This is a genomic window from Ferrovum sp. (assembly GCF_027317285.1).
In the GTDB taxonomy this organism is placed as follows: Bacteria; Pseudomonadota; Gammaproteobacteria; order Burkholderiales; family Ferrovaceae; genus Ferrovum.
On the sequence record NZ_DAHVHV010000007.1, the window covers coordinates 1 to 26,299 of the forward strand.

At 58.9% G+C, this 26,299-nt stretch carries 26 protein-coding genes and 1 riboswitch; of the genes, 18 read left to right on the top strand and 8 right to left on the bottom strand.

Going from position 1 to position 26,299, the window contains the following annotated elements; translation table 11 throughout:
- From M6F29_RS03060 to radA, 8 genes are all read left to right on the top strand, one after another.
- Positions 1 to 1,031, top strand: a 1,031-nt coding sequence (locus M6F29_RS03060) for a ribonuclease R family protein (RefSeq protein ID WP_298157394.1), incomplete at its 5' end; no start/stop codon positions are given.
- 96 nt (positions 1,032 to 1,127) lie between these two features.
- Positions 1,128 to 1,907, top strand: a complete 780-nt coding sequence (gene rlmB / locus M6F29_RS03065; RefSeq protein ID WP_298157397.1) for a 23S rRNA (guanosine(2251)-2'-O)-methyltransferase RlmB — start codon at positions 1,128 to 1,130, stop codon at positions 1,905 to 1,907.
- An 87-nt stretch (positions 1,908 to 1,994) separates the two neighbouring features.
- The gene (gene rpsF, locus M6F29_RS03070) at positions 1,995 to 2,372 is read left to right on the top strand and encodes a 30S ribosomal protein S6 (RefSeq protein WP_297454389.1); all 378 of its coding nucleotides are present in this window, start codon (positions 1,995 to 1,997) and stop codon (positions 2,370 to 2,372) included.
- The gene (priB, locus tag M6F29_RS03075) at positions 2,369 to 2,692 is read left to right on the top strand and encodes a primosomal replication protein N (protein WP_297454392.1); all 324 of its coding nucleotides are present in this window, start codon (positions 2,369 to 2,371) and stop codon (positions 2,690 to 2,692) included. Before rpsF ends, priB begins: the two co-directional genes overlap by 4 nt.
- A complete protein-coding gene (gene rpsR, locus M6F29_RS03080) occupies positions 2,679 to 2,951 on the top strand; it encodes a 30S ribosomal protein S18 (RefSeq protein WP_031595076.1) in 273 nt (90 codons plus the stop codon). Before priB ends, rpsR begins: the two co-directional genes overlap by 14 nt.
- A 14-nt stretch (positions 2,952 to 2,965) precedes the next feature.
- Positions 2,966 to 3,412, top strand: a complete 447-nt coding sequence (gene rplI / locus M6F29_RS03085; protein WP_297478169.1) for a 50S ribosomal protein L9 — start codon at positions 2,966 to 2,968, stop codon at positions 3,410 to 3,412.
- Positions 3,413 to 3,422: 10 nt separating this feature from the next.
- Positions 3,423 to 4,793, top strand: coding sequence for a replicative DNA helicase (gene dnaB / locus M6F29_RS03090; protein ID WP_297454398.1), 1,371 nt, complete (start codon positions 3,423 to 3,425; stop codon positions 4,791 to 4,793).
- A gap of 10 nt (positions 4,794 to 4,803) precedes the next feature.
- Positions 4,804 to 6,168, top strand: coding sequence for a DNA repair protein RadA (gene radA / locus M6F29_RS03095; protein WP_298157401.1), 1,365 nt, complete (start codon positions 4,804 to 4,806; stop codon positions 6,166 to 6,168).
- Here the strand turns inward: radA and M6F29_RS03100 are convergent.
- A complete protein-coding gene (locus M6F29_RS03100) occupies positions 6,144 to 6,887 on the bottom strand; it encodes an SDR family NAD(P)-dependent oxidoreductase (protein WP_298157405.1) in 744 nt (247 codons plus the stop codon). The genes radA and M6F29_RS03100 overlap by 25 nt on opposite strands.
- Before the next feature lie 177 nt (positions 6,888 to 7,064).
- On the opposite strand from M6F29_RS03100, the gene M6F29_RS03105 reads away from it, so the two are divergent.
- Genes M6F29_RS03105 through M6F29_RS03135 form a run of 7 tightly spaced genes read left to right on the top strand, consistent with a single transcriptional unit; the run spans position 7,065 to position 14,417 of the window.
- Positions 7,065 to 7,256, top strand: coding sequence for a ribbon-helix-helix protein (locus M6F29_RS03105; RefSeq protein ID WP_297454407.1), 192 nt, complete (start codon positions 7,065 to 7,067; stop codon positions 7,254 to 7,256).
- Between the two features lie 4 nt (positions 7,257 to 7,260).
- Entirely contained in the window at positions 7,261 to 9,282 is a 2,022-nt protein-coding gene (gene hyfB, locus M6F29_RS03110) for a hydrogenase 4 subunit B (protein WP_298157408.1), read from the top strand.
- Positions 9,279 to 10,226 (top strand): respiratory chain complex I subunit 1 family protein, encoded by a 948-nt coding sequence (locus M6F29_RS03115; RefSeq protein ID WP_297478181.1) that lies wholly within the window; start codon positions 9,279 to 9,281, stop codon positions 10,224 to 10,226. Before hyfB ends, M6F29_RS03115 begins: the two co-directional genes overlap by 4 nt.
- A 2-nt stretch (positions 10,227 to 10,228) precedes the next feature.
- A complete protein-coding gene (locus tag M6F29_RS03120) occupies positions 10,229 to 10,903 on the top strand; it encodes a hypothetical protein (RefSeq protein WP_297478183.1) in 675 nt (224 codons plus the stop codon).
- A 1-nt stretch (position 10,904) separates the two neighbouring features.
- Positions 10,905 to 12,353, top strand: coding sequence for a hydrogenase 4 subunit F (locus M6F29_RS03125; protein ID WP_298157411.1), 1,449 nt, complete (start codon positions 10,905 to 10,907; stop codon positions 12,351 to 12,353).
- Positions 12,354 to 12,357: 4 nt separating this feature from the next.
- The gene (locus M6F29_RS03130; RefSeq protein WP_298157414.1) at positions 12,358 to 13,893 is read left to right on the top strand and encodes a hydrogenase large subunit; all 1,536 of its coding nucleotides are present in this window, start codon (positions 12,358 to 12,360) and stop codon (positions 13,891 to 13,893) included.
- Positions 13,893 to 14,417 (top strand): NADH-quinone oxidoreductase subunit B family protein, encoded by a 525-nt coding sequence (locus M6F29_RS03135; protein ID WP_366525926.1) that lies wholly within the window; start codon positions 13,893 to 13,895, stop codon positions 14,415 to 14,417. The genes M6F29_RS03130 and M6F29_RS03135 overlap by 1 nt, the downstream gene beginning before the upstream one ends.
- Here M6F29_RS03135 and M6F29_RS03140 read toward each other — a convergent pair.
- The gene (locus tag M6F29_RS03140; protein WP_298157417.1) at positions 14,302 to 15,246 is read right to left on the bottom strand and encodes a DMT family transporter; all 945 of its coding nucleotides are present in this window, start codon (positions 15,244 to 15,246) and stop codon (positions 14,302 to 14,304) included. The genes M6F29_RS03135 and M6F29_RS03140 overlap by 116 nt on opposite strands.
- 226 nt (positions 15,247 to 15,472) lie before the next feature.
- On the opposite strand from M6F29_RS03140, the gene M6F29_RS03145 reads away from it, so the two are divergent.
- Positions 15,473 to 16,516 (top strand): N-acetylneuraminate synthase family protein, encoded by a 1,044-nt coding sequence (locus M6F29_RS03145; RefSeq protein WP_298157419.1) that lies wholly within the window; start codon positions 15,473 to 15,475, stop codon positions 16,514 to 16,516.
- Positions 16,497 to 17,663: a UDP-N-acetylglucosamine 2-epimerase gene (gene neuC / locus M6F29_RS03150; protein ID WP_297478197.1), complete on the top strand. Its 1,167-nt coding sequence runs from the start codon at positions 16,497 to 16,499 to the stop codon at positions 17,661 to 17,663. The genes M6F29_RS03145 and neuC overlap by 20 nt, the downstream gene beginning before the upstream one ends.
- Positions 17,664 to 17,683: 20 nt before the next feature.
- Here the strand turns inward: neuC and M6F29_RS03155 are convergent, their stop codons facing one another.
- The 6 genes from M6F29_RS03155 to cyoA all read right to left on the bottom strand — a co-directional run bounded on the left by M6F29_RS03155 (position 17,684) and on the right by cyoA (position 25,103).
- Entirely contained in the window at positions 17,684 to 20,149 is a 2,466-nt protein-coding gene (locus M6F29_RS03155) for a glycogen/starch/alpha-glucan phosphorylase (RefSeq protein ID WP_298157423.1), read from the bottom strand.
- 138 nt (positions 20,150 to 20,287) lie between these two features.
- The gene (cyoE, locus tag M6F29_RS03160) at positions 20,288 to 21,187 is read right to left on the bottom strand and encodes a heme o synthase (protein WP_298157425.1); all 900 of its coding nucleotides are present in this window, start codon (positions 21,185 to 21,187) and stop codon (positions 20,288 to 20,290) included.
- 2 nt (positions 21,188 to 21,189) lie between these two features.
- Complete coding sequence (cyoD, locus tag M6F29_RS03165) at positions 21,190 to 21,519, bottom strand: cytochrome o ubiquinol oxidase subunit IV (protein WP_297478202.1); 330 nt, start codon at positions 21,517 to 21,519, stop codon at positions 21,190 to 21,192.
- Complete coding sequence (gene cyoC / locus M6F29_RS03170; RefSeq protein ID WP_298157428.1) at positions 21,516 to 22,148, bottom strand: cytochrome o ubiquinol oxidase subunit III; 633 nt, start codon at positions 22,146 to 22,148, stop codon at positions 21,516 to 21,518. Before cyoC ends, cyoD begins: the two co-directional genes overlap by 4 nt.
- Positions 22,145 to 24,175: a cytochrome o ubiquinol oxidase subunit I gene (gene cyoB / locus M6F29_RS03175; protein WP_366525927.1), complete on the bottom strand. Its 2,031-nt coding sequence runs from the start codon at positions 24,173 to 24,175 to the stop codon at positions 22,145 to 22,147. Before cyoB ends, cyoC begins: the two co-directional genes overlap by 4 nt.
- Before the next feature lie 16 nt (positions 24,176 to 24,191).
- Entirely contained in the window at positions 24,192 to 25,103 is a 912-nt protein-coding gene (gene cyoA, locus M6F29_RS03180) for a ubiquinol oxidase subunit II (RefSeq protein ID WP_298157433.1), read from the bottom strand.
- 150 nt (positions 25,104 to 25,253) lie between these two features.
- Positions 25,254 to 25,471, top strand: a riboswitch (cobalamin riboswitch).
- A gap of 139 nt (positions 25,472 to 25,610) precedes the next feature.
- On the opposite strand from cyoA, the gene M6F29_RS03185 reads away from it, so the two are divergent.
- On the top strand, positions 25,611 to 26,249 hold the full coding sequence (locus M6F29_RS03185; protein WP_297478210.1) for an energy-coupling factor ABC transporter permease: 639 nt from the start codon (positions 25,611 to 25,613) through the stop codon (positions 26,247 to 26,249).
- Positions 26,250 to 26,299: the final 50 nt, after the last annotated feature.

Consider the following 26,299-nt stretch of genomic DNA (forward strand, 5'->3'; position numbering starts at 1 on the left):
CGGGGATTTTGGCGCATCCTCAGGCCCCCCCGCCGGCACGACGCTCCTTGGTGCCTCATCTGCTGGCTTTGGATGGGGTTTTCCGGGCTTTTCTGATTGCCCGTCAGAAGCGCGGCGCCATTGACTTTTCCAGCGCAGAAACACGCATGATCTTCGATGATTTCGGCAAAATCGAGAGCATCGAACCGGTGGAGCGCAATGATGCCCATCGCTTGATCGAAGAGTGCATGCTGGCGGCCAATGTGTGTGCGGCAGACTTTCTGGACCGGCATCACCATGCCACCCTTCTGCGTATCCATGCGGCTCCCGCCCCCGAGCGGGTCCAGGCAGTACGGGACTTTCTGGGGGAATTTGGTCTGCATTTGCCCGGCGGAGAGAAGCCCAGCGCAGCAGACTACGCGCAACTGATCCAGCGCATCGCGGGTCGTCCAGACCAACGCCTGCTCGAAACTGTCCTGCTGCGTTCTTTGCAACAGGCGCAATACAGTCCGGAGAAAATCGGCCATTTTGGATTGGCCTACGATGCTTACACGCACTTTACCTCGCCGATCCGGCGCTACCCTGATCTGCTGGTGCATCGTGCCATTCGGGCGGTACTGGGCGGGCATACGTATACGCCACGCACGGCCTGGAAAGACATCGGGATTCACTGCTCCTATACGGAACGACGGGCCGATGAAGCGACGCGCGAGGTGGAGGGCTGGCTCAAGTGCTTCTTCATGAAGGATCGGGTTGGAGAGTTGTTCAATGGCTCCATCAGTTCGGTCACGCACTTCGGGTTGTTCGTGGCGCTGGATGAAGTCTATGTGGAAGGATTGGTACACATCTCGGAACTGGGTTCGGACTATTTTCATCATGATGCGGCCCGCCACCAGTTGCTGGGTGAACGCACGGGTCAGCGTTATCGCCTGGGAGACCGTCTGCGGGTGCGCCTGGTACGCGTCGACATGGAAACCCTCAAGATCGATTTCGTGCCGGCAGAGGAAGAAATTCCTGCGGGCAAGCCGGCCCGTGCAAAGCGCAAACGTTGAGCGGGACCGGTATGGGTCGTCCGACACTCTGCCCTTGGGTATAGAGGGTAAGGGCGGCAGACTATCATCGACCTTTGGTCGGTTCGAGAGAGTGTGATGTCAAAATTTCAGTTGTTGTACGGTTTTCATGCGTTGACCAGTCGTTTGCGCCACCATCCTGCTTCCATCCATACCTTGTATGTGGATGGCGAGCGTCAGGATGCGCGTTTGCGCGAGTTTCTTGCCCAGGTCACGGCAGCGGGTCATCATCCCCGCATGGTGGCAGGCGAACGGCTTGACCGCATGGCAGGGACTCGTCGTCATCAGGGGGTGGTGGCCGAGGTGAGCCCCATCCATGCGGCTCTCGATCTCGATACCGTGGTGGACGAGGCTGGGGCGGACCTTCTGATTCTGGCACTGGATGGGATACAGGATCCGCATAATCTGGGTGCCTGTCTGCGTGTGGCCGATGCCATGGGGGTGCATGCGGTCGTGGCGCCGCGCGACCGCTCCGTTGCCCTGACGGCCACGGTGGCCAAGGTGGCTTCCGGGGCTGCGGATACCGTGCCCTACCTGACCGTAACCAATCTGGTTCGTACCTTGCGTGATTTGCAGGACCATGGCGTTTGGGTGGTAGGAACGGATGATCAGGCAGAAACGGATCTGGAGGGGACCGACGTGGGGCAGCCCATGGCGTGGGTACTGGGGGCGGAAGGAAGCGGTTTGCGGCGTCTGACGCGCGAGGCTTGCGATCAGCGTGTGCGCATTCCCATGCTGGGTTCGGTGGAATCCCTCAATGTTTCGGTGGCAGCAGGGATCTGTCTGTATGAAACGCGTCGGCGTCGTCTGCGTAGCGACGCATCGGTTCCGGTTGATGCGCCGGGGAAAATGGGATAGAATCCAGCCTCCCTCAACCCCTTGTCGAAGAACAGTGAGTGTCTTCGATTGAATCGCTCCAGGCGATTTCATCCATAAGGAGATGTTATGCGGCATTATGAAGTTGTCTTTATCGTTCACCCGGATCAGAGTGAACAGGTTTCGGCCATGGTGGAACGTTACCGAGGCCTGATCACGCAGGGCGGTGGGGCCATCCACCGTCTCGAGGACTGGGGGCGGCGTCAATTGGCCTATCCCATCCAGAAAATTCACAAGGCGCACTACGTGTTGATGAACGTGGAGTGCGAACCTGCGGTTCTGGCCGAGCTGGAAAATGCCTTTCGCTTCAACGATGCGGTATTGCGCCATCTGACCATTCTGATGAAGGATGCGGTGACCACTCCCTCACCCATGTTGCGGGAAGAGAAACGGGCTCCCCGTGAAGATCGTGAAGTGGAGAGTGCAGAAGCCGCGACTCCTCGTTGAACCGCAATATCGTCGTAGTGAGCGGCGCGGTGGTGAAGGTCGAACCCCTGCGTTATACGCCCAGCGGTTTGTCGGTGATCGAGATGATTCTGCACCATCGGTCGGCCCAGCAGGAAGTTGGGCACGAGGTGGTCACGGAATTCGAGATCAGAGTCTGGGTAGCCGGGGACATGGCGCACCGTCTCAGTACACTTTGCGTCGGGCAGCGGTTGGTGTGTCGGGGCTTTTTGGCTCCCCCCAGTCGCCACAGCCGACAGTTGGTCCTGAGGGCCGATACTTACCAATTGATTGAAGGACATAGAGATCATGAGAGCGAATAAAAAGGATGCCAAGAAGGATACCCGGGGCGGCAATCGCGGTGGGATGTTCCGCCGCCGCAAGTTCTGCCGCTTCACCGTGGAAAAGATCGAATGGGTGGATTACAAGGATGTGGAAATCCTGAAAGATTTCGTCAATGAGAACGGCAAGATCATTCCTGCCCGTATCACCGGCACCAAATCCCGTTTTCAGCGCCAACTCGGTACCGCCATCAAGCGTGCCCGTTTTCTGGCCCTGATGCCCTACACTGACTTGCATTAAGGAGAGGAAAGATAATGGAAATCATCCTCATGGAGAAAGTGGTCAACCTCGGTCAACTGGGCGATATCGTCAAGGTCAAGGAAGGCTATGCGCGTAATTTTCTGATCCCCACGGGCAAGGCCAAGCGTGCCACGACCCATAACAAGGAAGCCTTCGAGGCACGCCGTGTGGAACTGGAGAGAGTACAGACCGAACTGTTGGCCCAGGCCCAGGCGCGGGCCGAGAAATTGACCGGGCTGCGGGTGCAGATCGCCCAGAAAGCCGGGGTCGATGGACGTCTGTTTGGTTCTGTCACCAATCATGACATTGCCACTGCCTTGCAGGCTCAGGGATTTGACACTCACAAGTCGGAAGTCCGGTTACCCAATGGTCCTCTCAAGATGATCGGGGATCATGCCGTTGTTTTGGCCCTGCACAGCGATGTGACAGCGGACATCACGGTGGTGGTCGTGGCCGAATAGTTCTTCCTTCATGGACAGCGCGCTCGATTCCCTGCGGGTTCCGCCTCATAGCATCGAGGCCGAGCAGGCGGTATTGGGCGGGCTGCTCCTCGATAATCAGGCGTGGGACAAGATCGGCGATTTGATCGCCGATTCCGACTTCTATCGCGAGGATCACCGGCGCATCTACCGCGCCATTCTGTTGCTGCTGGAGCAGAATCGCCCTGCGGATCTTTTGACCCTGTCCGACCAACTGGGCCAACGCCAGGAATTGGAAGGCGTGGGCGGCATGGCCTATCTGGCGGCCATGGCCCAGAATACGCCCAGTGCCGCCAATATTCGGCGTTATGCCGAAATCGTGCGGGAACGCGCCCTGATGCGCAGTCTGGTGCAGGCTGGGACGGAAATCACTGAAAGTGCTTTCACTCCCTCGGGACGCTCCGCCCGTACCTTGCTGGATGATGCAGAAGCCAAAATCTTTCATATTGCCGAACATGGCTCCCGGGGTACCCAGGGGTTTCGCCCCCTGAGCACTTCTCTGGCAGAAACCGTCACGCGTATCGATGAACTTTACCGGGCCGGCAATCATGACCCGGTGACCGGAGTCCCCACGGGATTCGTGGATCTGGACAAGATGACGGCTGGTTTGCAGGCAGGGGATCTGGTTATCATCGCTGGCCGACCATCCATGGGTAAAACCGCCCTGGCACTGAACATGGCGGCACATGTCGCCCTGGGTCCCAAATTGCCGGTGGGGATTTTCAGCATGGAAATGTCGGCGGGGCAGTTGGCCCTTCGTTTGCTGAGCCTGCATGGACGCATCGATCAGCAGAGTTTACGTACGGGGCGTATGCAACCCGAGGATTTCAGTCGTCTGACCCGTGCCCTGGGAGATTTGAGCCAGGCCCCTCTGGAGATCGACGAAAGTGCGGCCTTGAACCCCCTGGATCTGCGCGCGAGGGCACGTCGCCTGCATCGTCAGTACGGGGGCCTGGGGTTGTTGGTCATCGATTACCTGCAATTGATGTCCAGTTCCGGGGCGGGGGAGAACCGGGCCACGGAAATTTCCGAGATATCCCGATCCCTGAAAGCCTTGGCCAAGGAACTCAAAGTTCCGGTGATTGCGCTGTCGCAGTTGAACCGCAGTCTGGAACAGCGCCCCAACAAGCGTCCGGTCATGTCTGACCTGCGTGAATCGGGCGCCATCGAGCAGGATGCCGATGTGATCCTGTTCATCTACCGGGATGAGGTCTACAACGAGAACAGTCCGGACAAGGGATCGGCGGAAGTCATCATCGGCAAGCAACGCAACGGTCCCATCGGGACGGTGCGTCTGACCTTCCTGAACCATTACACCCGCTTCGAAAATTTCGCCCAGACGTACTCGGGCCGCCCATTCTGAGCACCCCCGCATGGCCCGTGCCAAAAGTGTCTTCGTATGTCGGGAATGCGGCGGGGAATCCCCGCGCTGGCAGGGCCAATGTCCCCATTGCCAGACCTGGAACGCACTGGCCGAGTTTCGGACCGGGGAGGGGAAAGGGAGTGCCCAACGTTCTTCACTGACGCCTTCTTCCGTGGTTCAGCCCCTCCATCAGGTCAAGGCCGAATCCTTGCAGCGCTTGTCCTCCGGACTGGCGGAATTTGATCGGGTCCTGGGCGGGGGATTCGTGCCGGGCGGGGTGGTGTTGCTGGGCGGGGACCCGGGGATCGGCAAATCCACCCTTTTGCTGCAATCCCTGGCTCAGGTAGGAAAACAGCACGGAGTCCTGTATGTGACCGGGGAAGAATCGGCGGAGCAGGTGGCTGAGCGGGCGCATCGTCTGCAACTGTCGGGGGCTGCAGTGGACCTGTTGGCCGAAACGCGCTTGCAGGCAGTGGAGGCGGTCATTCGGCAGCGCCAACCGCAACTGGTGGTCATCGACTCCATACAAACCCTGTACAACGATGCGCTGGAAGCTGCGCCAGGCTCAGTCTCCCAGGTGCGTGACTGTGCGGCCCAACTGACCCGCCTGGCCAAGAGCGGTGGTCCGGTCGTGATCCTGGTGGGACATGTCACCAAGGAGGGTACCCTGGCTGGCCCGCGTATCCTCGAGCATATGGTGGACACGGTACTGTATTTCGAGGGAGACGGCAGTTCCAGTTACCGTTTGATTCGCGCGATCAAGAACCGTTTCGGGGCCGTGAATGAATTGGGGGTCTTCGGGATGACCGAGACGGGTTTGCGTGAAGTCAGCAATCCCTCTGCCCTGTTCATGTCCCGTCATGCCCAGCCGGTGCCCGGCTCCTGCGCCACAGTGACCCTGGAGGGCACCCGCCCTCTGGTGGTGGAGATTCAGGCATTGCTGGACGAGAGTCGGCTGGGTATCCCGCGCCGGCTTACGGTGGGTCTGGAGCAAAATCGCCTGGCCCTGCTCCTGGCGGTGCTGCATCGCCACGCCGGGGTCTCCTGCGGGGACCAGGACGTTTTTGTCAATGCCGTGGCCGGGGTACGCATTGGCGAACCCGCTGCGGATCTGGCCATCCTGCTGGCCATCGTCTCCAGTTTGCGCAATCGACCTCTGCCGACCGGTTGGGTGGTGTTTGGTGAAGTCGGGCTGGCAGGGGAGGTGCGTCCTGTCCAGCGGGGTCTGGAACGCTTGCGCGAGGCTGCAAAACTGGGGTTTGCGGTGGCCCTGATGCCCCGCGCCAATGCTCCCCGACAGGCCCCGGACGGGATTCGTCTCATTGTGGTGGAACGGGTCGAAGAAGCGGTTCAGGCTTTCCGGGATGGGTCGTAGCCACTTTCGCACTGGATGATTTCTCCGCTTCGTCCGCGACTGTCCGGTCCCAGCCAGTACCGGTAATGGGGCATGAGGGATGAAATGTTCGGCAGGGATTCCGGTATTTCGCCCGGATGGGTGCGATGGCGCATCGGAGAGGCGACGGGGCCTGGAATCAGGACATTGAAGCGCAGGTTGGGGGAGTCCTGATGCTCCTGGGCAAAGAGTCGTGCCAGAGCAATCAGGCTGGCCTGGCTCAGTCCGAACCCTCCCCAGTAGACATCCGGGGACAAACCGTGTTGTTCGGCGGTAAACAGAACCGCTCCGTCCGGCGCCGCTTCCAGCAGGGGCAGACAGGCGCGCGTGAGCGCGAAGGGTGCGAACAGGTTGGTGGTAAAAGCTTTTTTCCAATGATCCAGTCTTTGCTGGGAAAGTTTGCTTAACCTTACGAATTGACTGGCACTATGCAGGATCCCATCGAGTCTGCCCAAAGCCTGGCTCAGGGTGTCCGCCAGGGCATCGAAACGGGAATCGTCGGCCTTGGTCAGATCGAAGGGAAGGATCACCGGCTGGGGGTGCCCGGCGGCGACGATATCGTCGTATACCCCATCGAGACGGGATTCGTTGCGGCCGAGCAGGACCGTGGTGGCTCCTGCCGCCGCCAGGGCTCGTGCAGCATGGCGTCCCAGTCCGGAACTGGCGCCGGTGACCAGAATGACCCGATCATTCAATTTCATGGTTGAAGCCTCCAATGTTTCCTGCGTCTGCCATTGTAATCCAGGCGAGGGCCTTTGCCGCATTTGACCCGGTGCCGGAAGCAGGAGTAAGGTGGTCTCAGTCATCGGGATGCGGGAAGAGATTTTTGTTACAATCAAATATTATTAAAAACGAATTCAATTTGTATTTCAGAGGCCATGGAAAATCGCACGGCTCGTTTGAGCATTCTCATCGATCCCATCAAGAAGGAAATTTTTGAGGAGATCTGTCGCTTGCATGATCTGACGCCTTCCCAAGTGGTGCGCCAGATGATCCGGGAATTCATCCACGCCCGGGGTTCTTCCGAGCAATTGGCACGCATGCCGCGCAGCCGCTTGTCGCAGGATTGAACCCATGACCTTGCTGCCCCTCGATCTCGTAGGACTGATCCTGACCGGGTGGGGCGGGCTGGGCTTGCTGGGGCTGGTACTGCCCGCCCGGTTGGGGCGGTCCCTGTTGTTTCCCCTGATCACGGGGTTATCCGTCCTCATGGCCGGGGCAGGGCTTTGGGCTCTGCAGGGGGGGGCACAGACTCTGGTTCTGCCCATCGGCTTGCCGGGTATGCCGTTTCATTTGCGTCTCGACGTTCTGTCGGCGTTTTTTCTGACTCTGCTGGGTCTGGCGGGAAGTGGGATCAGTGCTTATGCGACGGGGTATTTCCGGCGCATGGCAGAAACTCAAGCGGGCGATTTTCAGCGCCTGACCCTGCTTTATGCGTTTTTTCTCGCCAGCATGGGGATGGTGCTGGTGGCGGATGATGCCTACTTCTTCATGGTGGCCTGGGAAGGCATGGCGCTTTCCTCCTACTTTCTGGTGACCACCGATCATGAGATTCCGGCGATTCGTGAGGCGGGTTTTCTGTATCTCCTGATGGCACACCTGGGTGCCATCGCCCTGCTGCTGTGTTTTGGCTTGTTACAAAGCGGCGCAGGCGGCGATTATGCATTTGCCACGCTCCGGCATCATTCCTTGAGCAGTTTCTGGTCGAGCGTGACGTTCTTTCTGGCATTGATCGGGTTTGGCGCCAAGGCAGGTCTGCTGCCACTCCACTCCTGGTTGCCCGAAGCCCACCCGGCAGCACCTTCTCCGGTATCGGCGCTGATGAGCGGGATCATGCTTAAAATGGCCCTGTATGGCCTGTTGCGGGTACTTTTCGATCTGCTTGGACAGCCCTTGTGGTGGTGGGGCGCGCTCCTGGTGGGATTGGGTTCCCTGACGGCACTCTTCGGCGTGCTCTTCGCCGCCGTTCAATCTGATATCAAGCGGTTGCTGGCCTGGTCTTCCGTAGAAAACATGGGGTTGATTCTGAGTGGGCTGGGTCTGACCTTGCTGTTCCATGGAGCCGGGCAAGAAACGGTTGCTGCCCTGGCCCTGGCGGCAGTGTTGTATCACGCCCTCAACCACGCTTTTTTCAAGGGCCTGTTGTTTCTGGGCGCAGGATCGGTGCTGCACGCCACGGCAGAGCGGAACATGGCCAAATTGGGGGGGCTGATCCGGGTCATGCCCTGGGCGGCGGGACTGAGTTTGGTGGGCATCCTGTCCTTGGCCGGGTTGCCGCCTTTCAACGGGTTTGTCTCGGAATGGCTGTTGTTGCAGGCCTATCTGCTGCGCCCCGACCTGCCGCAGCCCTGGCTCAATATGGTCCTGCCTTTGGGTGCCGCCGTGCTGGCATTGGTCGGGGCTCTGGCAGGATTTGCCATGGTCAAGTTTTACGGCATCATTTTTTTGGGGCAGGCGCGGGGCCTGGTGCCTGGCGAGGTACACGACATCGGTTTCTGGGAGCGTTTCGGGATGGGGTGGATGGCCCTGGGTTGTGTGTTGTTGGGCCTGTTTCCCAGTTCGGTCATCCTGCAACTGGATACGGTGACCCATGCGCTGGTGGGGCAGGGATTGGGGGCCAGTGCTGCCCGACACGGCTGGTTATGGGTCACCCCGGTCGCGGCCAGCCGGGCGAGTTACAGCCCGCTGATCCTGTTTGCCGTTATCCTGGTGAGTGTGGGTTTGACTTTTCTGGGGGTGCGACGATTTTTTCATGGCCGTTGGCGGCGGGCTCCGGCCTGGGACTGCGGCTACCCCTTCCAGACTGCGCGCATGCAGGACAGTGCTGATGGGTTTGGTCAGCCGATCAAGCAGATTTTTGAATCATTCTTCGGCTTGTCACGGGAGATTCCCAGTCCCTTCGATCCTCATCCGCATTACCACAGCGAGGTGCGCGACCCCCTTTGGGCCCTCTGCTACCTGCCGCTGGTGCGGGGCGTGGCCCGCCTGGTGAAGGTGGTGGGGGGGTTGCAGCAAGGGCGCATCTCCACCTATCTGCTGTTCAGTTTTACCACCCTGCTGGCCTTGCTGGCGCTTGTCACGGGGACCCGGCCATGACGCCGGTAAACTGGTTGCTCCAGGGCGGGCAAGAGATTCTGGGCATCCTGCTGGCACCGCTGTTGATGGGCTGGGTGGGAATCTGGCGGGCCTGGTTGCAAAACAGGCGGGCCCCCTCCCTGATGCAGCCCTATCGGCAGTTATTCAAACTGTTTCACAAGGAGGTGGTCTTGGCGGAAACAGCCTCTCCCCTGTTGCGGGTGACCCCGTATCTCCTGTTCGGGTGCATGGGATTGACCGCCAGTCTGATTCCCATGGTCATCACCGATCTTCCCCTGGCCGGTGCAGTGGACGTGATTGCTCTGGTGGGATTGTTGTCCCTGGCCCGGGTGTTTTTGGCACTGGCGGCCATGGATGTGGGGACGGCTTTCGGCTCGCTGGGGGCACGCCGTGAAATGCTGGTGTCCTTTCTGGCGGAGCCCGCACTCCTCATGGTGTTTTTTACCATCGCGTCCCTCAATGCCAGTACTTCCCTGCGTTTCATGGTGACCGGATTCGCGGCGCGTGGATTTTATCTCTATCCCAGTCTGGCTTTTGCCGGGGTTGCTTTCCTGATGGTGCTGCTGGCGGAGAATGGACGGATCCCGGTAGACAATCCGGAGACCCATCTGGAACTGACGATGATCCACGAAGCCATGATCCTGGAATATTCGGGACGTCATCTGGCCCTCATCGAATGGGCCAGTGCCCTGAAATTGCTGATCTATTTTAGTCTTGGCTTTGCGCTTTTCCTGCCCTTTGGCCTGACCGACAGTCAGCAGGGATGGGGGATCCTGGGGGCCTTGATCCTGTTTCTGCTGAAATTGACGGTGATGGGCGCAGGCCTGGCCGTGCTGGAAACCGTTTCGGCCAAACAACGTTTGTTTCGCGTCCCGGAATATCTGGGGACGGCTTTTCTGCTGGCGGTCTTGGCCATTCTGTTGCATTACCTGCTGGGTTCGTGAGCATGAGTCACTGGAACCCGGCCCCCTTTGCACAGCAACTGCTCGATCTGTTTGCCTCGTTGCTGCTTCTGATCGCCTTTGCCATGCTTTCCCAGCGCCGCATCCTGACCCTGATTCACCTCTTCGCCTGGCAAGGACTGATCCTGACCTTGTCCATTGTGGACAGTGCCTGGCTGACGCATCAGCCCCATTTGTACTATTCGGCGGGCTTGACCCTGCTCACCAAGGTCCTGATCCTTCCCCTGCTGTTGCATCGCCTGATTCGCCGTCTGGACGTGGTATGGGACGTGGAAACCCTGATCAACATTCCCACCACGATGCTGGTCGGGATTGGCCTGGTGATTTTCTCATTCAACCTGGCTTTGCCCATCTCGCATTTTTCCAGCACCATCTTGCGCAATACCCTGGGCATTGCCCTGGCCAGCGTGTTGCTGTCTTTCATGATGATGATCACGCGCCGTAAAGCCGTGCCCCAGGTCATTGGTTTTCTGGCTCTGGAAAATGGCCTGTTCCTGGCGGCTACCTCGGCCACTTATGGCATGCCCATGGTGGTGGAACTGGGAGTGGCCCTCGACGTGCTGGTGGGCATGTTCATTTTTGGGATCTTCTTTTTTCAGATCCGCGAAACCTTCGACAGTCTGGATATCCGCCACATGGAAAAACTCAAGGAAGAATGACATGGAGATTTGGGTACTGTTGAGTTTTCCATTGCTGGGCGGGCTTTGGCTGGGCGTCACGGGGCAACGGGCGCGGGCACCGCAGGCCAATCTTCTTTTCAGCCTCGCCACCCTGGGGGCTGCAGCGTTTCTGGCGATGCGGGTGCTGCGGGAGGGGCGGGTGAGCGCCTGGGATGAACAGTTCGTGGTGGATCCCTTCAACGTCTTTCTGGTGGGGTTGACGGCTTTCGTGGGCACGACCACGGCGTGGTTCTCCCGTCCCTACGTGCGAAATGAAGTGCAGCACGGGCGGCTTTCGGAAAACCGGTTGCGTCTTTATCACGGCATGTACCAGGCCTTCCTGTTCACGTTGCTGGTGGCTTTGACCACCAATAACCTGGGGCTGCTGTGGGTGGCCATGGAGGCGGCAACTCTGACCACGGTATTGCTGGTGTCCCTGTATCGAACTCCGGCCAGTCTGGAAGCGGCCTGGAAATATTTCATTCTGTGCGGAGTCGGCATCGCCCAGGCCCTCTTCGGTACCCTGTTGCTCTATTTTGCTGCGGAAAAAGTTCTGGGAGAAGGGGGGAATGCCCTGCTCTGGACCCATCTGGCCCAGGTCAAGGGGCAGCTGGAGCCCACCATCGTTTCTTTGGCCTTCGTGTTTCTGCTGGTGGGGTATGGCACCAAAGTAGGACTTGCCCCGCTCCATAACTGGCTGCCCGATGCTCATGCTGAAGGTCCGACGCCCATTTCCGCAGTGCTGTCCGGCTTGTTGCTCAATGTGGCCCTGTATGCAATATTACGTACCAAGGTACTGGTGGATGGTGCCTTGCACCAGCCTTTTGCCGGGCATCTGATGATGGGGTTTGGGGTTTTCAGCGTGGTTGTGGCAACGCTTTTTCTGATGCGTCAGAAGGATATCAAGCGTCTTTTTGCCTATTCCTCCATCGAGCACATGGGGTTGATGACGTTTGCCTTCGGGATGGGGGGAGCGGTGGCCAATTTTGCCGGACTACTGCACATGACGATGCATTCCCTCACCAAATCAGCCATTTTTTTTGCCGTGGGACACGCCAGCCAGAAGAGCGGGACCCAACTCATGGCGCAGATTCGCGGCTTGATCCGCACCAGTCCTACCATCGGTTGGGGGCTATTGCTGGGCGCACTGGCCATCCTCGGCATGCCTCCTTTTGGCATCTTTGCCAGCGAGTTCCTCATCCTGACCACGGCCATGCATGAACAGCCCTGGGCCACCCCCATTTTGCTGGGTGCTCTGGGCGTGGCTTTTGCGGCGATTCTGGGCAAAGTCCAGCCCATGGTCTTCGGCCCGGCCACCGGACAGCGCCTGCCCCACCCTCCGGCCATCCTGCCGGTGTTTCTGCACCTGACTCTGGTCTTGATCCTCGGCCTCTATCTGCCGCCGGCCCTGGCGATCTGGTACCGTCAGGCTGCCGCGTTGCTGGGTTAGGACCGTGACGACCTCGATGCCCATCGTGCGGACCTTGCCGGGCACTGTGCCGGCCTGGCAGGAGACAGTATCCCGGGAGGATCTGCGGAATCTCTGTCTGGGGCAAAAGGAACGCGGGGCGCGCCTGGTTTCTCTATGGGGCAGCGACGAAGGGGAAGAAACCTTTGACCTGCATCTGGCCCTGGCGGTGCAGGAGGGACTCTGCTGGGTGCGTGTGCCCCTTCCGGCCCGGGATCCCACCTACCCGGCCCTGGATGACGTGTTCGCCAATGCCAATCGTCTGCAACGCGCCACCCATGATCTGCTGGGCCTGCTTGCCCAGGGGGCCGCGGATGGGCGCCCGTGGCTGCGCCACAACGCCTGGCCCCCCGACCGTTTCCCGTTGCGGAAAGGAGAAGGCGGACAGGCTTACCCCCCACGGGTCCGGGAACCCTATCCGTTTGTCACGGTGAGCGGGCAAGGGGTGCATGAAATCCCTGTGGGGCCCGTGCATGCCGGCGTCATCGAACCGGGACATTTTCGCTTTTCCGTGGTGGGAGAACGGGTACTGCGCCTCGACACCCAATTGGGGTATACCCACAAGGGGATCGAGAAACGGGCCGAATCCCTTGCGCCAGCAGAGTTGATTCATCTGGCCGGAAGGGTATCCGGCGACAGTACGGTGGCCGGTGCCTGGGCGACGGCTCAGGCACTGGAATCCATTCTGGGGCGGCAGGTTCCGGAACGGGCCGAGTGGCTGCGTGCCCTTTGGCTGGAACGGGAGCGTCTGGTCAACCATCTGGGAGATTTGGGGTACCTGTGCAACGACGTGGGATTGAGTGCCGGGTTTTCCCTGTTCTGGGCGCTCAAGGAAAATGCCTTGCGCACCCACGAAAGTCTGGTGGGACATCGTTATCTGCGCGACCAGATCCAACTGGGGGGTGTGGCCCGGGCGTTGACTGCCAGCGACTGCCAATCCCTGCGGGAGGAATGCGTGACTTTGGAGAGGGAAGTGTACCGGTTGCGGGACCTGTTACAGGAGCACGCGGGGGTGCAGGACCGTTATTTGGGCACGGGACGGGTGTCCCCGGAGTTGGCTGCCCGTCTTGGTCTGGTGGGGTTGGCGGGACGAGCCTCGGCCCAGGCCTGGGATCTGCGTGTATCCTGTCCCACGCCACCTTATGCGCAGGCTGAAGTGCGCATGGCGACGCGCACCCAGGGGGATGTGGCGGCAAGGGTGGCTGTGCGCTTCGATGAAGTCTTTGAATCCTTGCGCCTGATCCGTCATTTTGTCGAACATTTGCCGTCCGGACCGAGCCATTGGGACGACACGCCCCCGCTGTGTGCGGGGATTGGGGTGGGTTGGGTGGAGGGGTGGCGCGGCGAGGTATTCGTCGCCCTGGAAATGGGGGCTCGAGGGCAGGTGCGGCGCTGGCATCCGGAAGACGTGTCGATGAGCAACTGGCCCGTTCTGGAACATGCGGTGCAGGGCAATATCGTGCCGGACTTTCCCTTGATCAACAAATCCTTCAACTTGAGTTACAGCGGACAGGATGGATGATGGCCAATATTTTGAGCGAGATTTTACGCCATGGGCTGCGCAGTGAATCTTTTTCCTGGCCGCAGGCTGATCTGGATACCTGGCAACAGGCCTTGTGGCAGCGCTTCGGGCGGGCCCTGGTGATTCGGCATGTGGACGCGGGGTCGTGCAACGGCTGCGAACTGGAAATCCATGCGCTCAATGCTCCCCAGTACAACCTGACCGGGTTGGGTCTGCGTTTTTCTGCCAGTCCGCGCCACGCCGATCTGTTGTTGGTGACGGGCCCCGTTTCCCGTCACATGGAGGAGGCTCTGCGCCGTACCTACGCGGCATTGCCGGAACCTCGCTGGGTGGTGGCGGTCGGGGACTGCGGGCACGATGGGGGGTGTTTTGGGGAATCCTATGCCTGTCTGGGTGGGGTTCGTCGGGTCATTCCGGTGGACGTGGTGGTGGTGGGGTGCCCCCCGACTCCGCTGCAACTGCTGGAAGGGATCTGGCGGGCAGTGACGAGCGCCAGAGACTCGACCCCACGCCGGCCAGAATGACCACTCCGATGCCGAGCCAGGTTGTCAGGGAGGGACGTTCGGTAAAAAATACCATTCCCAGCAGGGTGGAAAAGACGATGGTGCCATAGGCCAGGTTGGCAACCACCAAGGTCACACCGGTGCGGTAGGCGCGCGTCATGGTGAGTTGCCCGAGCGTGGCAAACAATCCCAGTCCGGCCAGGATGGACAGGGAATGCAGGGACCAGGCATGGGTGGGTTGAAAAGGCAGGGTCAGGCCGGTCACCACGGTGGAAAGGGTGGTGAAATAAAACACGACCCGCCAGTCCGGTTCGCCCAGACGGGCCATGCTGCGAATCTGGGCGTAGGAAAGTCCGGCGCCCATGCCCGATAGAAGCCCAATCAATGCATAGGCCCACTGTTGTGGAGTCAGATGGGGTTGCAATAGCAGGATCACGCCCCCGAACCCCAGTCCCAGAAGTCCCAGTAACCCCGGGCGGGAGTCATGGGGATGGGTGAAATGCAGGATGGCCGCCAGAAAGAGGGGAGAGGTGTAGTTGAGGGTGACGGCGGTGGCCAGGGGCAAATGGGCCAGGGCCAGGAAGTATAGCCAGAGAGAAATCAGCCCGGATAGACTGCGTCCCAGGTGGCGGAACCAATGTACCGTGGCGTAGGCCCCGAGGGGCTGACGGGCGACGATCAGGAGGAAGAGCATGCCAAACAGTGAACGGTAAAATACCAGTTCCGAGGCACTGAAATCCTGCGCGCCCCACTTGACAAAGACTCCCATCAGAGCAAAGTTCAGACCCGCCACCAGCATCCAGAGGGAGCCCGAAAGGGTGGGGCGGTGCTCGGGAATCGTCGTGGTCACAGGGAGATCGGTCCAGAGGGGGAGGAGGTGGCATTATAAGCCGAGATTTTCTTGTGTACTGTAACCACCCTGACTCCGGCGAGTCTAATTGTGACTTAAGATCGAGGGTTCATGATGTTCGTTTTTCCGAAGGAGACGCAGCCGGGAAGAACCATTTGTTACAATCGCAAAAGTGCCCGTTGATATAATTGACTGGTACAAATTACCACTCATACAGGACCCGTTCATGAGAATTTCTGACTATGACATCGGTCCGGATCACCCTCCTTTCGTTATCGCCGAGGTCGCTCAAAGCCATGAGGGCAGTCTGGGACAGGCCATGGCTTTTATCGAAGTGGCTGCCGAGTGCGGGGTGCAGGCCGTCAAATTTCAAACTCATCTGGCCGCAGAAGAAAGTACGGTGCACGAACCCTGGCGCGTTCCTTTCAGCCTGCAGGACCGCTCTCGTTATGACTACTGGCAGCGTATGGAATTTACGTTTGAACAGTGGAAGATGCTCAAACATCACGCAGAGCGTCATGGCTTGGTGTTTTTGAGCAGTCCTTTTTCCGTTCGTGCCTGTGAATGGCTCGACGCCCTGGGTATGGTGGCCTGGAAAATCGCCTCCGGTGAAGTTCATAACCCGGAATTGCTGGAATGGGTGGGACGCACCGGAAAACCCGTCCTGCTCTCCAGTGGTCTGATGGCTTCCGAAGATTTACTGACCCTGGCACAAGAATTCCAGCGGCACGGTTCACCCGTGGCGCTGATGCACTGTACCAGCCGTTATCCCACCCCCCCGCAGGAGGTGGGCCTCAATCTGCTGGAAACCTTGCTCGAGGCGGAGCCTGCCTTTCCGGTCGGGTTGTCCGATCATTCGGCCTCGCCTGTTCCAGGGATCGTGGCGACTTATCTGGGCGCCTCACTCCTGGAAGTTCATCTGACGTTGCATGAACGCATGTTCGGACCGGATGTTCCGGCCTCCCTTACCCCCCCCGGGCTAAAAGCGCTGGTGGATGGTGCGCTCTTCGCCTGGAGTATGCGTACCTCGCCCGTCCTGAAGTCCGTACAACTCGAACGATTGGGTTTTGATCCTGCCATTTTCGGCAGATCCTGGGTGACTACCCAGGATCTGCCGGCCGGACATTCCCTGACACGTTCTGATCTGGCTTTCAAGAAACCGGGAGGCGGGTTGGGTTACGAAGCGTTGCCTCGCCTTCTCGGCCAGGTACTGGCCCACGCGCTTCCCAAAGATCATCTCATGGAACTCAATGATGTCCGTTGCCCGTAAAATTCTTGTTGCCATCACCGCCCGTCCCAGTTATTCCCGAATCCGAAGCACCCTGCAAGCCTTGAATCGACTGGAACGGGTTGATTTACATTGCCTTTGTTCCGGTTCTGCACTTTCTGACCGACATGGCCGGGTGGCTGACCTGATTCGCGAAGACGGATTTCATGTGGCCGCAGAAGGGGAGACGCTGGTTCCGGGAAATGACCCTGGACGGATGGCGGAAACGACGGCGCAGACCATTTTATTTACGACGCGCCACCTGGAGACCCATCGTCCCGATTGGGTCATCACCATCGCCGATCGCTATGAAACGCTCGGGACGGCAGTGGCTACATCCTATTTGGGGATCCCCCTGATCCATGTACAAGGTGGGGAAATCACCGGAAATATCGATGAGCGGGTACGTCATGCCGTGACCAAGTTATCCGACATTCATCTGGTGGCCAATGCCCAGGCGGCAGCGCGTCTCATGCGCATGGGGGAACACCCGGACAGTATCTATGTGACCGGATGTCCCTCCATCGATCTGGCGCGGGAAGCCTGCCAGATCTCTCTGGATGACCTGGCACTGGCGCTGGTTGGGCAGGAGGGATTGGATCATTTCGACCTCGAGGGCGAATTCATCATGGTATTGCAGCATGCGGATACCACGGAGCATGAGTCCAGTTATCGCCACATGATGATGACCCTGCAGGTGGTCAGCGCCAGTGGTTTGCCTTTCGTGGTCTTCAACCCCAACAGCGATGCAGGATCGGAAGCCACCTCCCGGGCAGTGACCGATTTCCGGCGCGATCATCCTCATGCGCCCATGGGAATGATCACTAATCTGGAAGGGCGCCTGTTCTTGCGTTTATTGCGTCAGGCGCGCTGCTTGATCGGTAATTCCAGCGTGGGGATCCGCGAATGCGCTTTTCTGGGTACGCCGGTGGTGAATCTGGGCGAGCGTCAGAATGGGCGGGAACGTGCCAGCAACGTGCGCGACAGCCCCTGGAAACCCCAGGCTATGGCACAGGCCCTGGCCTACCAGTTGCAACAGAGTTATGCCGGGAGCCAGATCTACGGTTCAGGTCACTCGGGAGAGTTGATGGCTGATATCATTGCCCATCTGCCTCTCCCCCGTAAAAAGCGCTTTCATGACCCTGCCTGATTCGACGGGAATCCGGCGGTTCAGTGGTTCAGATGCCAGATGTTTCGGGCGTATTCCTGGATGCACCGGTCGCTGGAGAAAACCCCCATGTGCGCAACATTGAGGATGGAGCGCCGGGTCCATTCCGTGGGGTTTCGGTAGACATCGTCCACCCGTTCCTGGGCGGCGATGTAGGCTTCGTAATCCGCCAGCAGGAAAAATCGGTCGCGGGTGGTGAGTTCTTCCACGATGGGCGCGAAGCGATGGGGCTGGTCGGGGGAAAAATACCCCTGGCCTATCATGTCCAATACCTGGCGTAACTCATCGTGGGTATGGACCAATTCCTGTGGGTGGTAACCGCTTTTTTGAAGTTGTGCGATCTGCTCGGCAGTCTCTCCGAACACGAAGAAGTTATCCCATCCCACGGCTTGCCCAATTTCGATGTTGGCTCCGTCCAGGGTCCCCAGGGTGAGGGCGCCGTTGAGCGCTAGTTTCATGTTGCCCGTTCCTGAGGCCTCGGTACCGGCAGTGGAGATTTGTTCCGACAGTTCGGCGGCAGGAATGAGACGCAGGGCAATGGTGACATTGTAATTGGGAATGAAGACGACCTTGAGCCGGTCGTTAACCAGGGGGTCGTTGTTGACGACTTCGGCCACGGCGTGGATCAGGGCAATGATGCGCTTGGCTGCGACGTAGCCGGGGGCCGCCTTGCCGCTGAAGATGACGGTACGGGGGACCATGTGATCACCTTGTCCCGAACGCAAGCGGTTGTAGCGGGTGATAACCCCCAGTACATTGAGCAGTTGACGCTTGTATTCGTGAATTCGTTTGACCTGTACGTCAAACAGGGTCTCGGGATCGAGCGTCATGCCGTGGCGGTGGAGCAGATATGTGGTCAGGGCCTCTTTATTAGCCTGTTTCACCGCTCTGAAACGATGCTGGAATGTTTCATCGTCGGCCCGATGGGCCAGTGCCGAGAGTTGGGACAGATCATTTTTCCAGGCTTCGCCCAGAGTCTCTGAAAGCAGGGCCGAAAGACGGAAATTGGCTTCATTGAGCCAGCGTCGTGGCGTGATCCCATTGGTGACATTGAGGATCTTGCCCGGATAGAGGGCATCGAATTCGGCAAAGGTCGTGGTCTTGAGCAACTGGGTATGTAACTGGGCGACCCCGTTGACATGATGGCTTCCGACGATGGACAGATGAGCCATGCGGACACGCCGCCCGCCTGTTTCGTCGATGAGCGAAAGGCGCTGCAGTATGCTGGGGTCGCCGGGATGATGGTGGCGTACTTCTTCAAGCAGGCGGTGGTTGATTTCATAAATCAGTTGCAGATGGCGGGGCAACAGTTTCTCCATCAAGTCGACGCTCCATGTTTCCAGCGCTTCGGGCATGATGGTGTGGTTGGTATAGGAAAACAGGCGGGTTGTGAGGTTCCAGGCCGAATCCCAGTCCCAGTGATACACGTCCAGCAACAGGCGCATCAGTTCCGGGATGCACAGGCTGGGGTGGGTGTCGTTGAGCTGGATGGCTACCTTGTCGGCCAGCCTGCTCAGGTCGGGATGATGATTCAAATGGCGCTGTATGATGTCCTGCAGGGAGGCGCTGACAAAAAAGTATTGTTGTTTGAGGCGCAACACCCGGCCTTCCATGCTGGAATCATCGGGGTACAAGACCATGGAAAGATTTTCGGAGTCGTTCTTGTTGGCGACGGCCTCCATGTAATCACCTTCATTGAAGTAGCGCAGATCGAATTCATGGGTGCCTTTGGCTGACCATAGGCGCAAACTGTTGGTGGTTGGGGTGGCATGTCCGGGGACGGGAAGATCGTAGGCCAGAGCGAGGACGACTTCAGTATCCACCCAGTGATAGCGGGCTACGCCGTCTTCTTCGCGGTAGTGGGTGACTTTTCCGCCAAAGTGAATCTCGTAACTGATTTCGGGACGGCGGAATTCCCAAGGGTTGCCAAAACGCAACCAGTTGTCCGGACGTTCGATTTGCTCGCCATTTTCGATGTCCTGATGGAACATGCCGTATTCATAGCGAATGCCATAACCACAGGCCGGGTAGTCCAGGGTGGCCAGGGAATCCATGAAACAGGCGGCCAGGCGTCCCAATCCCCCGTTGCCCAGGCCCGCATCCTCTTCCACGGCGCGGATCGACTCGAAGTCCACCCCCAGATCGGCCAGACATTCCCGGCAGGTGTCGAGCAATTCAAGATTGTAGAGGCTATTGACCAACATTCGGCCGAGGAGAAACTCGAGGGAGAGGTAATAGACCCGTTTGCCTTCGTGCTGGTGAAGCCGCTCCTGGGTCTGAATCCAGTTTTCCGTCATGCAGTCGCGCACGGCATGGGCAACGGCCATGAACCAATCATGGTGAGAGGCCTTGTCCCGGGTCTTGCCGACAGTAAAGAGCAGATGATTGGAAATGCTGCGCTGGAGCGACACTTTGTCCAGTCCGGGGCGATCGTGGGGAAGGGGCGGGGTTGAAGCACGTTTTGCCATGGAACACCTCTTGTGGATAGGGGGAAGCGGCCCTCATGGTAATCCTAGCATTTCTGCAGAAGTGTTTCATTCTGTGACGGGTTTGACGGAAGTTTCACCCTTCGGCAAGTGCCTTCCCTGGTCCGGGTCACGGGCGGCTCAGGGGCCTCGAAACAGGACGGTGGGGTCGAGCACCAGCATGAGGTTGAGGATCATGATGGCCAGAATCGAGAAGAGAAAATGGCTCCGGGCCCAGGACTTCAGGTGGAGATGATGACGGGTTTTCCAGGTGGTTCCCAGCCAGCCCCCGCCCACCGTCAGCATCACAAGCAGGTAGGCTGGCCCGGTCAGCCCCTGGAAGAAAGGCAGCAGGGTAGCCAGCAGAAAGGCCCCAATGTAGTAGGGCATACGCTGGCGAACCACCTCTTCGCCGTGTGTGAGGGGCAGGAGACGGAGCCCGGCCCGGCGGTAATCCTCGAGGTGCAGGAGTGCGATGGCATGGGCATGGGGGATTTGCCACAGGCAGAAGATCAGAAACAGGAACCAGGCGCCCGGCCCAAGGTGGTGGGTGACGGCCGTATAGCCCATCAGGGGAGGGATGGCTCCGGCGATGCTGCCGACCCAGACACCCAGCCAGGAGTGACGTTTGAAGTACAGGCTGTACAAGCCAACATAGACGAAAAAGCCGGTCAGGGAAACCGCCAGGGTCAGGAGATTGGTATAGCATCCCAGCACCCAGGCGCCGCTGCCCAGCAACAGGGTGCCCCAGGTCAGGGCTTGCGTGGGGGTGATCCGCCCCTGCGTCAGGGGGCGCTGTCGGGTACGTTGCATGAGGGAGTCGATGTCCCGGTCGATGAGGTTATTGAAGACGCAGCCCGCGCTGAGGATCAGGGCGGCGCCCCAGAGGGTGGCATCGAGCAGGGACCAGGTGACCTGTCCTCGAGCGGCCAGGCCAAATCCCCCGATCACGGAAACCAGATTGGCCAGCACGATGCCCGGCTTGATCAGGGACAGGAGGTCCCGCCGGGAAGGGGCGGCCCCGAAGGCGAGGGTGTTCATTCCTAGGGGTCCATCCCCGACATCATGTGCAGGTTGGCATTGTGCATGATCCATAGCGTGCCGCCCACCAGCAGGGTGACGATGAGGAGGGTATAGAGGAGGGGAAGCAGGTGCCAGAGTTGTTCGGAAGAGGTATCCACATGCAGGAAAAAATAAATCTGGAGGATGATCTGGAGAATGGCCAGCAGGGCGAGTGTTCCGAACAGGAGTGAAGACTCCAGGGGGGGGCCATAGAGAACCAGTCCGAAGGAGGCCAGGGTCAGGAACAGGGAGGCGGCAAATCCGCCCAGATAGGCGCGCAGGGAGCCATGGCGGGCGACGGATGTCTTCATGAGCGGACTCCCATGAGGTAAACGAGGGTAAAGACGCCGATCCAGATCAGGTCAAGAAAATGCCAGAACAGGCTGAGTCGGATCAGGCGCGACTGAATGGGAACGGTGATCCCGCGGCGCCCGATTTGCAGGATCAGGTTGATCATCCAGAGCAGACCGATGGTGACGTGCAATCCATGGGTTCCCACCAGCGTGAAAAAGGCAGACAGAAAGCCACTGCGCTGGGGGCCATTTCCTGCGCTCACGAGGCGGATGAATTCATGGATCTCCATTCCGATGAAACCCAGGCCTAGTAAGGCGGTCAATCCCAACCAGCAGAGCAGACGAGTGCGGTCCTGGCGTTGCATGGACAACAGGGCAAAGCCGGTGGTGGTGCTGGATAGAAGCAGGCATAGGGTCTCGACGAAGACATAGGGGATATCGAAAAGATCCTTGCCGGTCGGCCCGCCGGCGAAATTCTTGTGAAGCACGGCATAGGTGGCAAAGAGCGCAGAAAAAAGGACGCAGTCCGTCATCAGGTAAAGCCAAAAGCCGAAGGTTGTGAGATCCACCGAATCGTGGTCCGGGTGTTCCCGAACGGGATTTCCGAGGTCTGGGAGGGGCTGGGCAGGGGTCATGGCAGGGGTCATGGCAGGGGGGGCCTCTCAAAGGCGAATTTTTGGAGGGACGGGTGTTCTTCCGTACCGGCGGCGGAAGCGCCAGGATGGCGCAATGCCGTTTCAATGGCGCGAACTGCCGACGCAGGGAGTTCCTCCTCGGTGTGTTCGTCCCAGGAGCGGGCGATGACGCAGCCGAGCAGGCCTGCCAGGGCAAGGATGGCCGACCACCACAGGTACCAGACCAGAGAGAAGCCGAGAACGAAGGTCAACCCCCCCATGAGGGGGCCCAGGCTGGAAGAGCGGGGCAGGAGGATGGCCTCATAATCCACCTCTTCCGTGTCTCGTGCCTGCTTTTTCATGGTGAGGAAGGCATCCCGTGTGTGGATTCGGGGAATCCGGGCAAAATTATAGGCAGGTGGGGGAGAGGGAACGGACCATTCCAGCGTACGTCCATCCCAGGGATCTCCGGTTTCGTCGCGCAACTGGGCGCGGTTACGAATGCTGAAGGTGAGTTGCAGGATCTGACACAGGATGCCCCCGAAGATGATCAGGGTTCCGCTCAAGGCCACCACCAGATAGGGTTGCCAATGCGCATTGTCATAGTGGAGGAGGCGCCGGGGCATACCCATGAAACCCAGGGCATACAGGGGCATGAAGGCAAGGTAGAAGCCGACGATCCAGAGCCAGAAGGCCCGTTTGCCCCAGCTTTCGTCCAGTTTGAACCCGAAAACCTTGGGAAACCAGTAGGCATAGCCGGCAAAATAGCCGAACAGGGCGCCCGGGATCAGCATGTTATGGAAATGGGCAATGAGAAATTCGGAATTGTGCAATTCGAAATCGGCGCCGGGCACGGCCAGCAAGACACCAGTCATGCCGCCGATACAAAAGGTGACGATAAAACCCAGGGTCCACAGCACGGGCGTGGTGAATTCGATTCGCCCCCGATAAAAGGTGAAGAGCCAGTTGAATACCTTGACCCCCGTGGGGATGGCGATGATCATGGTGGCAATCCCAAAGAAGGCGTTGACGTTGGCACCCGCCCCCATGGTGAAGAAATGGTGTAGCCAGACCATGAAGGAAAGCATGGCAATGGCGACGGAGGCATAGACCATGGAGGTGTAACCAAAGAGCCGCTTTCTGGAAAAGGTGGCTGCCACTTCCGAATAGATGCCAAAGGCCGGGAGGATCACGATATACACTTCAGGATGCCCCCAGATCCAGAACAGATTGGTGAACAGCATCAGGTTTCCTCCCCCGTGGTTGGTGAAGAAATGCATTCCCGTATAGCGGTCCAGGGCCAGCAGGGCAAGAACCACCGTGAGGGCAGGAAAGGCCAGCATGATGAGTACATTGGTGACCAGAATGGTCCAGGAAAAGATCGGCATTTTCATGAGGGTCATGCCGGGTGCGCGCAGGCGCAGGATCGTCACAAAGAAGTTGATGCCGGTCATGAGGGTCCCCACTCCCCCCAGTTGCAGGCCCCAGATCCAGTAGTCCACCCCTGGGCCCGGACTGTAATATTTTTCCGAGAGGGGGGGGTATCCCGACCAACCTGCATGGGAGAAATTGCCCAATCCCAGAGAGAGCATGACCAGTGCGGCGCTGGAGGCCGTCAACCAGAAACTCACCGAGTTGAGAAACGGATAGGCCACGTCCCGAGCCCCGATCTGCAACGGCACGATGATATTCATCAGGCCGATGAAAAAAGGCATGGCGACGAAAATGATCATGATCGTTCCATGGGCGCTGAAGATCTGGTTGTAATGGTCCGGGGGCAGGTAGCCCTGCGCACTGCCTTCGGCCAGGGCCTGCTGGGTACGCATCAGCAGCGCATCGGCAAAACCGCGCAGGAGCATGACCAGGGCCAGTACGACATACATGATGCCAATCCGCTTATGGTCGACGCTGGTGAACCATTCTTTCCACAAATAGGACCATTTGCCGTGGTACCAGATCAGGAATGTAATACACAGCAGGAGCATGGTGGAACCGCCCAGAGTTGCCATGATGATGGGGTTGTCATAGGGGATTTCGCGCAAGGTCAGACGACCGAAAATGAGTTCTTCCACGGGGTCAATCCTCGATGGCAGTCATGGGGGCGGGGGAATGAGACGTCATCGTCATCGGCCGGAGCGTGCTGTCCTGGGATAGGATGCGGTCGAAAAGGTCCGGTAGCGCCAGAGCGAAGAGGCGGGGTGCTTCGTTGATGGAAGGCTTTTCCAGGGCGGCAAAGGTGGCGCGATCGAGTACCTGACCGCCGGTTTCAACCTGATGAACCCATCGTTGAAATGCTTCACCGGAAGTCGCCACGGTTTCAAACATCATGCCGGAAAAACCCTGCCCGCTGAACTGGGTGTTATAGCCCTGAAAGACGCCGGGTTGGTCGGCGATCAGATGCAGGTGGGTTTTCATGCCGGCCATGGCGTAGATCTGTCCACCCAATTGCGGGATGAAAAAAGAACTCATCACCGCATCGGACGTCAGGCTGAAGTGAACGGGGACACCTGTGGGAATGACCAGTTGATTGACGGTGGCAATGTGCCACTCCGGGTAGATGAACAGCCATTTCCAGTCCATGGCCACCACTTGTACTTCGAGCGGGGGTTGCTGCGAAGCGATGGGTCGATAGGGGCTCAGGGCATGGGAGGATGTCCAGACGAGATAGCCCAGCACGGCTACGATCAGGGTCGGGATGGTCCAGACCACCCCTTCGATGAGGATGGAATGATCCCAGTCAGGATCGTAGTCTGCCCGCGGGTTGGAGGCGCGGTATTTCCAGGCGAACAGAAAGGTCATGAGAATGACGGGAACCACCACCAGCAGCATCAGGCCCAGGGCCGTCAGAATCAGGGTTTTTTCGTGGTCGGCAATCGTGCCACGCGGGGTCAGCACCGCCCATTGATCTCCGCAGTTTCCGGTACACGCCCATAACCAGGAAGGGCAAAGCAACAGCGCGCCTGTCCATGGAATGATCCATTTCTTCATCGATTCCTCCCTTGGCCTTCGTGGAGTTTAACAGGCCACCTGCCGAAAAATGATTACCCGCCATGATCTCAGAAGGGGGGTGTGCCAGTTGTATCAAATCCTTTTCGGGACACAGCACGAAGTCCGACGGGCTTCTGGCGAATGGTTTATACTGCATCCATTGATACAGGTGCCACTGTGCGCGTTATCGCGTCCAGAGGTGAAACGGGAAGTTCGGTGAATGCGGGAAGACCCTGCATGATTCCGGCGTAGCCCCCGCTGCTGTAATCCTGAGGAGTACCTGAGAGCCACTGCGCCGTTGAGGGTGTGGGAAGGTGGGTGCTTCGTCGAAGGTAAGCCAGAAGACCGGCCTGTATTCATTGAAGTGTTGTAGCCACGGGGTGTGGGCGGTAACGGGTCAGGCGAAGGCTGGGTTCTTTGCAATGGCTTGAAGATCAGGGATGTCTGCCGATCACTCGGTATTCCTGCCTCACTCCCTTACTGTCTTGATCATATAAGGGAATCGTCATGCATATCGAACCAGGTTATATTTCTTCCGCCAAAATCGCCGTGGCGAACGTGACGGCACTTGGGGTTTTGGGCAGTCAGAGTCTTGCTCTGCTCCGCCAGCCCACGATGGTGATTCGTACCGCCATTGCGGCGGTTTTTTTCACTCTGTTCATGCAGATGTACCACCTCCCGGTCGGCCCCTCGGAATTGCATTTCGTTGGGGCCATGCCCATCTACCTCATCTTCGGCTTCGTGCCGACCCTGTTGGGTTTCGGCCTGGGCCTGCTCCTGCAGGGGCTCCTGTTCGTTCCCACGGACCTCGTGCATTTGGGGGTGAATACCCTGTCGCTGGCCATACCCCTGGTGCTGCTGCATGGCACGGTGGGACACCGTTTGAAAACGGCCGATCTCAAAACCATTCTCAAACTCGATGCGCTTTATTACAGTGGCGTGACCTTGATGGTGGGGTTCTGGCTGTCGCTCAGCGAGATTCCCACGCCACTTTCGGCCTGGGCCACCTTTGCGGCTTCGTACCTGGTATTGGTCCTGATCGAGCCGGTAGTGACCTGGACCCTGCTGGTTGCTTTCAAAGGTCATCGGGACTCCCCCATTGCCCGCCACTGTCTCGAGTATCGTGTTGAAGCTCTCGTGCGCTGAGCATTGGACGTTGTCCGGGGCGTCGGATTCTTTCAGGCAAGGTTGGGAAT

Bases quoted from the DNA above. Each gene is read 5' to 3' on its own strand.
- rlmB (WP_298157397.1), top strand. From the start codon at position 1,128: ATGTCAAAATTTCAGTTGTTGTACGGTTTTCATGCGTTGACCAGTCGT.
- rpsF (WP_297454389.1), top strand. From the start codon at position 1,995: ATGCGGCATTATGAAGTTGTCTTTATCGTTCACCCGGATCAGAGTGAA.
- rpsR (WP_031595076.1), top strand. From the start codon at position 2,679: ATGAGAGCGAATAAAAAGGATGCCAAGAAGGATACCCGGGGCGGCAAT.
- rplI (WP_297478169.1), top strand. From the start codon at position 2,966: ATGGAAATCATCCTCATGGAGAAAGTGGTCAACCTCGGTCAACTGGGC.
- dnaB (WP_297454398.1), top strand. From the start codon at position 3,423: ATGGACAGCGCGCTCGATTCCCTGCGGGTTCCGCCTCATAGCATCGAG.
- radA (WP_298157401.1), top strand. From the start codon at position 4,804: ATGGCCCGTGCCAAAAGTGTCTTCGTATGTCGGGAATGCGGCGGGGAA.
- M6F29_RS03100 (WP_298157405.1), bottom strand. From the start codon at position 6,887: ATGAAATTGAATGATCGGGTCATTCTGGTCACCGGCGCCAGTTCCGGA.
- M6F29_RS03105 (WP_297454407.1), top strand. From the start codon at position 7,065: ATGGAAAATCGCACGGCTCGTTTGAGCATTCTCATCGATCCCATCAAG.
- hyfB (WP_298157408.1), top strand. From the start codon at position 7,261: ATGACCTTGCTGCCCCTCGATCTCGTAGGACTGATCCTGACCGGGTGG.
- M6F29_RS03115 (WP_297478181.1), top strand. From the start codon at position 9,279: ATGACGCCGGTAAACTGGTTGCTCCAGGGCGGGCAAGAGATTCTGGGC.
- M6F29_RS03120 (WP_297478183.1), top strand. From the start codon at position 10,229: ATGAGTCACTGGAACCCGGCCCCCTTTGCACAGCAACTGCTCGATCTG.
- M6F29_RS03125 (WP_298157411.1), top strand. From the start codon at position 10,905: ATGGAGATTTGGGTACTGTTGAGTTTTCCATTGCTGGGCGGGCTTTGG.
- M6F29_RS03135 (WP_366525926.1), top strand. From the start codon at position 13,893: ATGGCCAATATTTTGAGCGAGATTTTACGCCATGGGCTGCGCAGTGAA.
- M6F29_RS03145 (WP_298157419.1), top strand. From the start codon at position 15,473: ATGAGAATTTCTGACTATGACATCGGTCCGGATCACCCTCCTTTCGTT.
- neuC (WP_297478197.1), top strand. From the start codon at position 16,497: ATGATGTCCGTTGCCCGTAAAATTCTTGTTGCCATCACCGCCCGTCCC.
- M6F29_RS03155 (WP_298157423.1), bottom strand. From the start codon at position 20,149: ATGGCAAAACGTGCTTCAACCCCGCCCCTTCCCCACGATCGCCCCGGA.
- cyoE (WP_298157425.1), bottom strand. From the start codon at position 21,187: ATGAACACCCTCGCCTTCGGGGCCGCCCCTTCCCGGCGGGACCTCCTG.
- cyoD (WP_297478202.1), bottom strand. From the start codon at position 21,519: ATGAAGACATCCGTCGCCCGCCATGGCTCCCTGCGCGCCTATCTGGGC.
- cyoC (WP_298157428.1), bottom strand. From the start codon at position 22,148: ATGACCCCTGCCATGACCCCTGCCCAGCCCCTCCCAGACCTCGGAAAT.
- cyoA (WP_298157433.1), bottom strand. From the start codon at position 25,103: ATGAAGAAATGGATCATTCCATGGACAGGCGCGCTGTTGCTTTGCCCT.
- M6F29_RS03185 (WP_297478210.1), top strand. From the start codon at position 25,611: ATGCATATCGAACCAGGTTATATTTCTTCCGCCAAAATCGCCGTGGCG.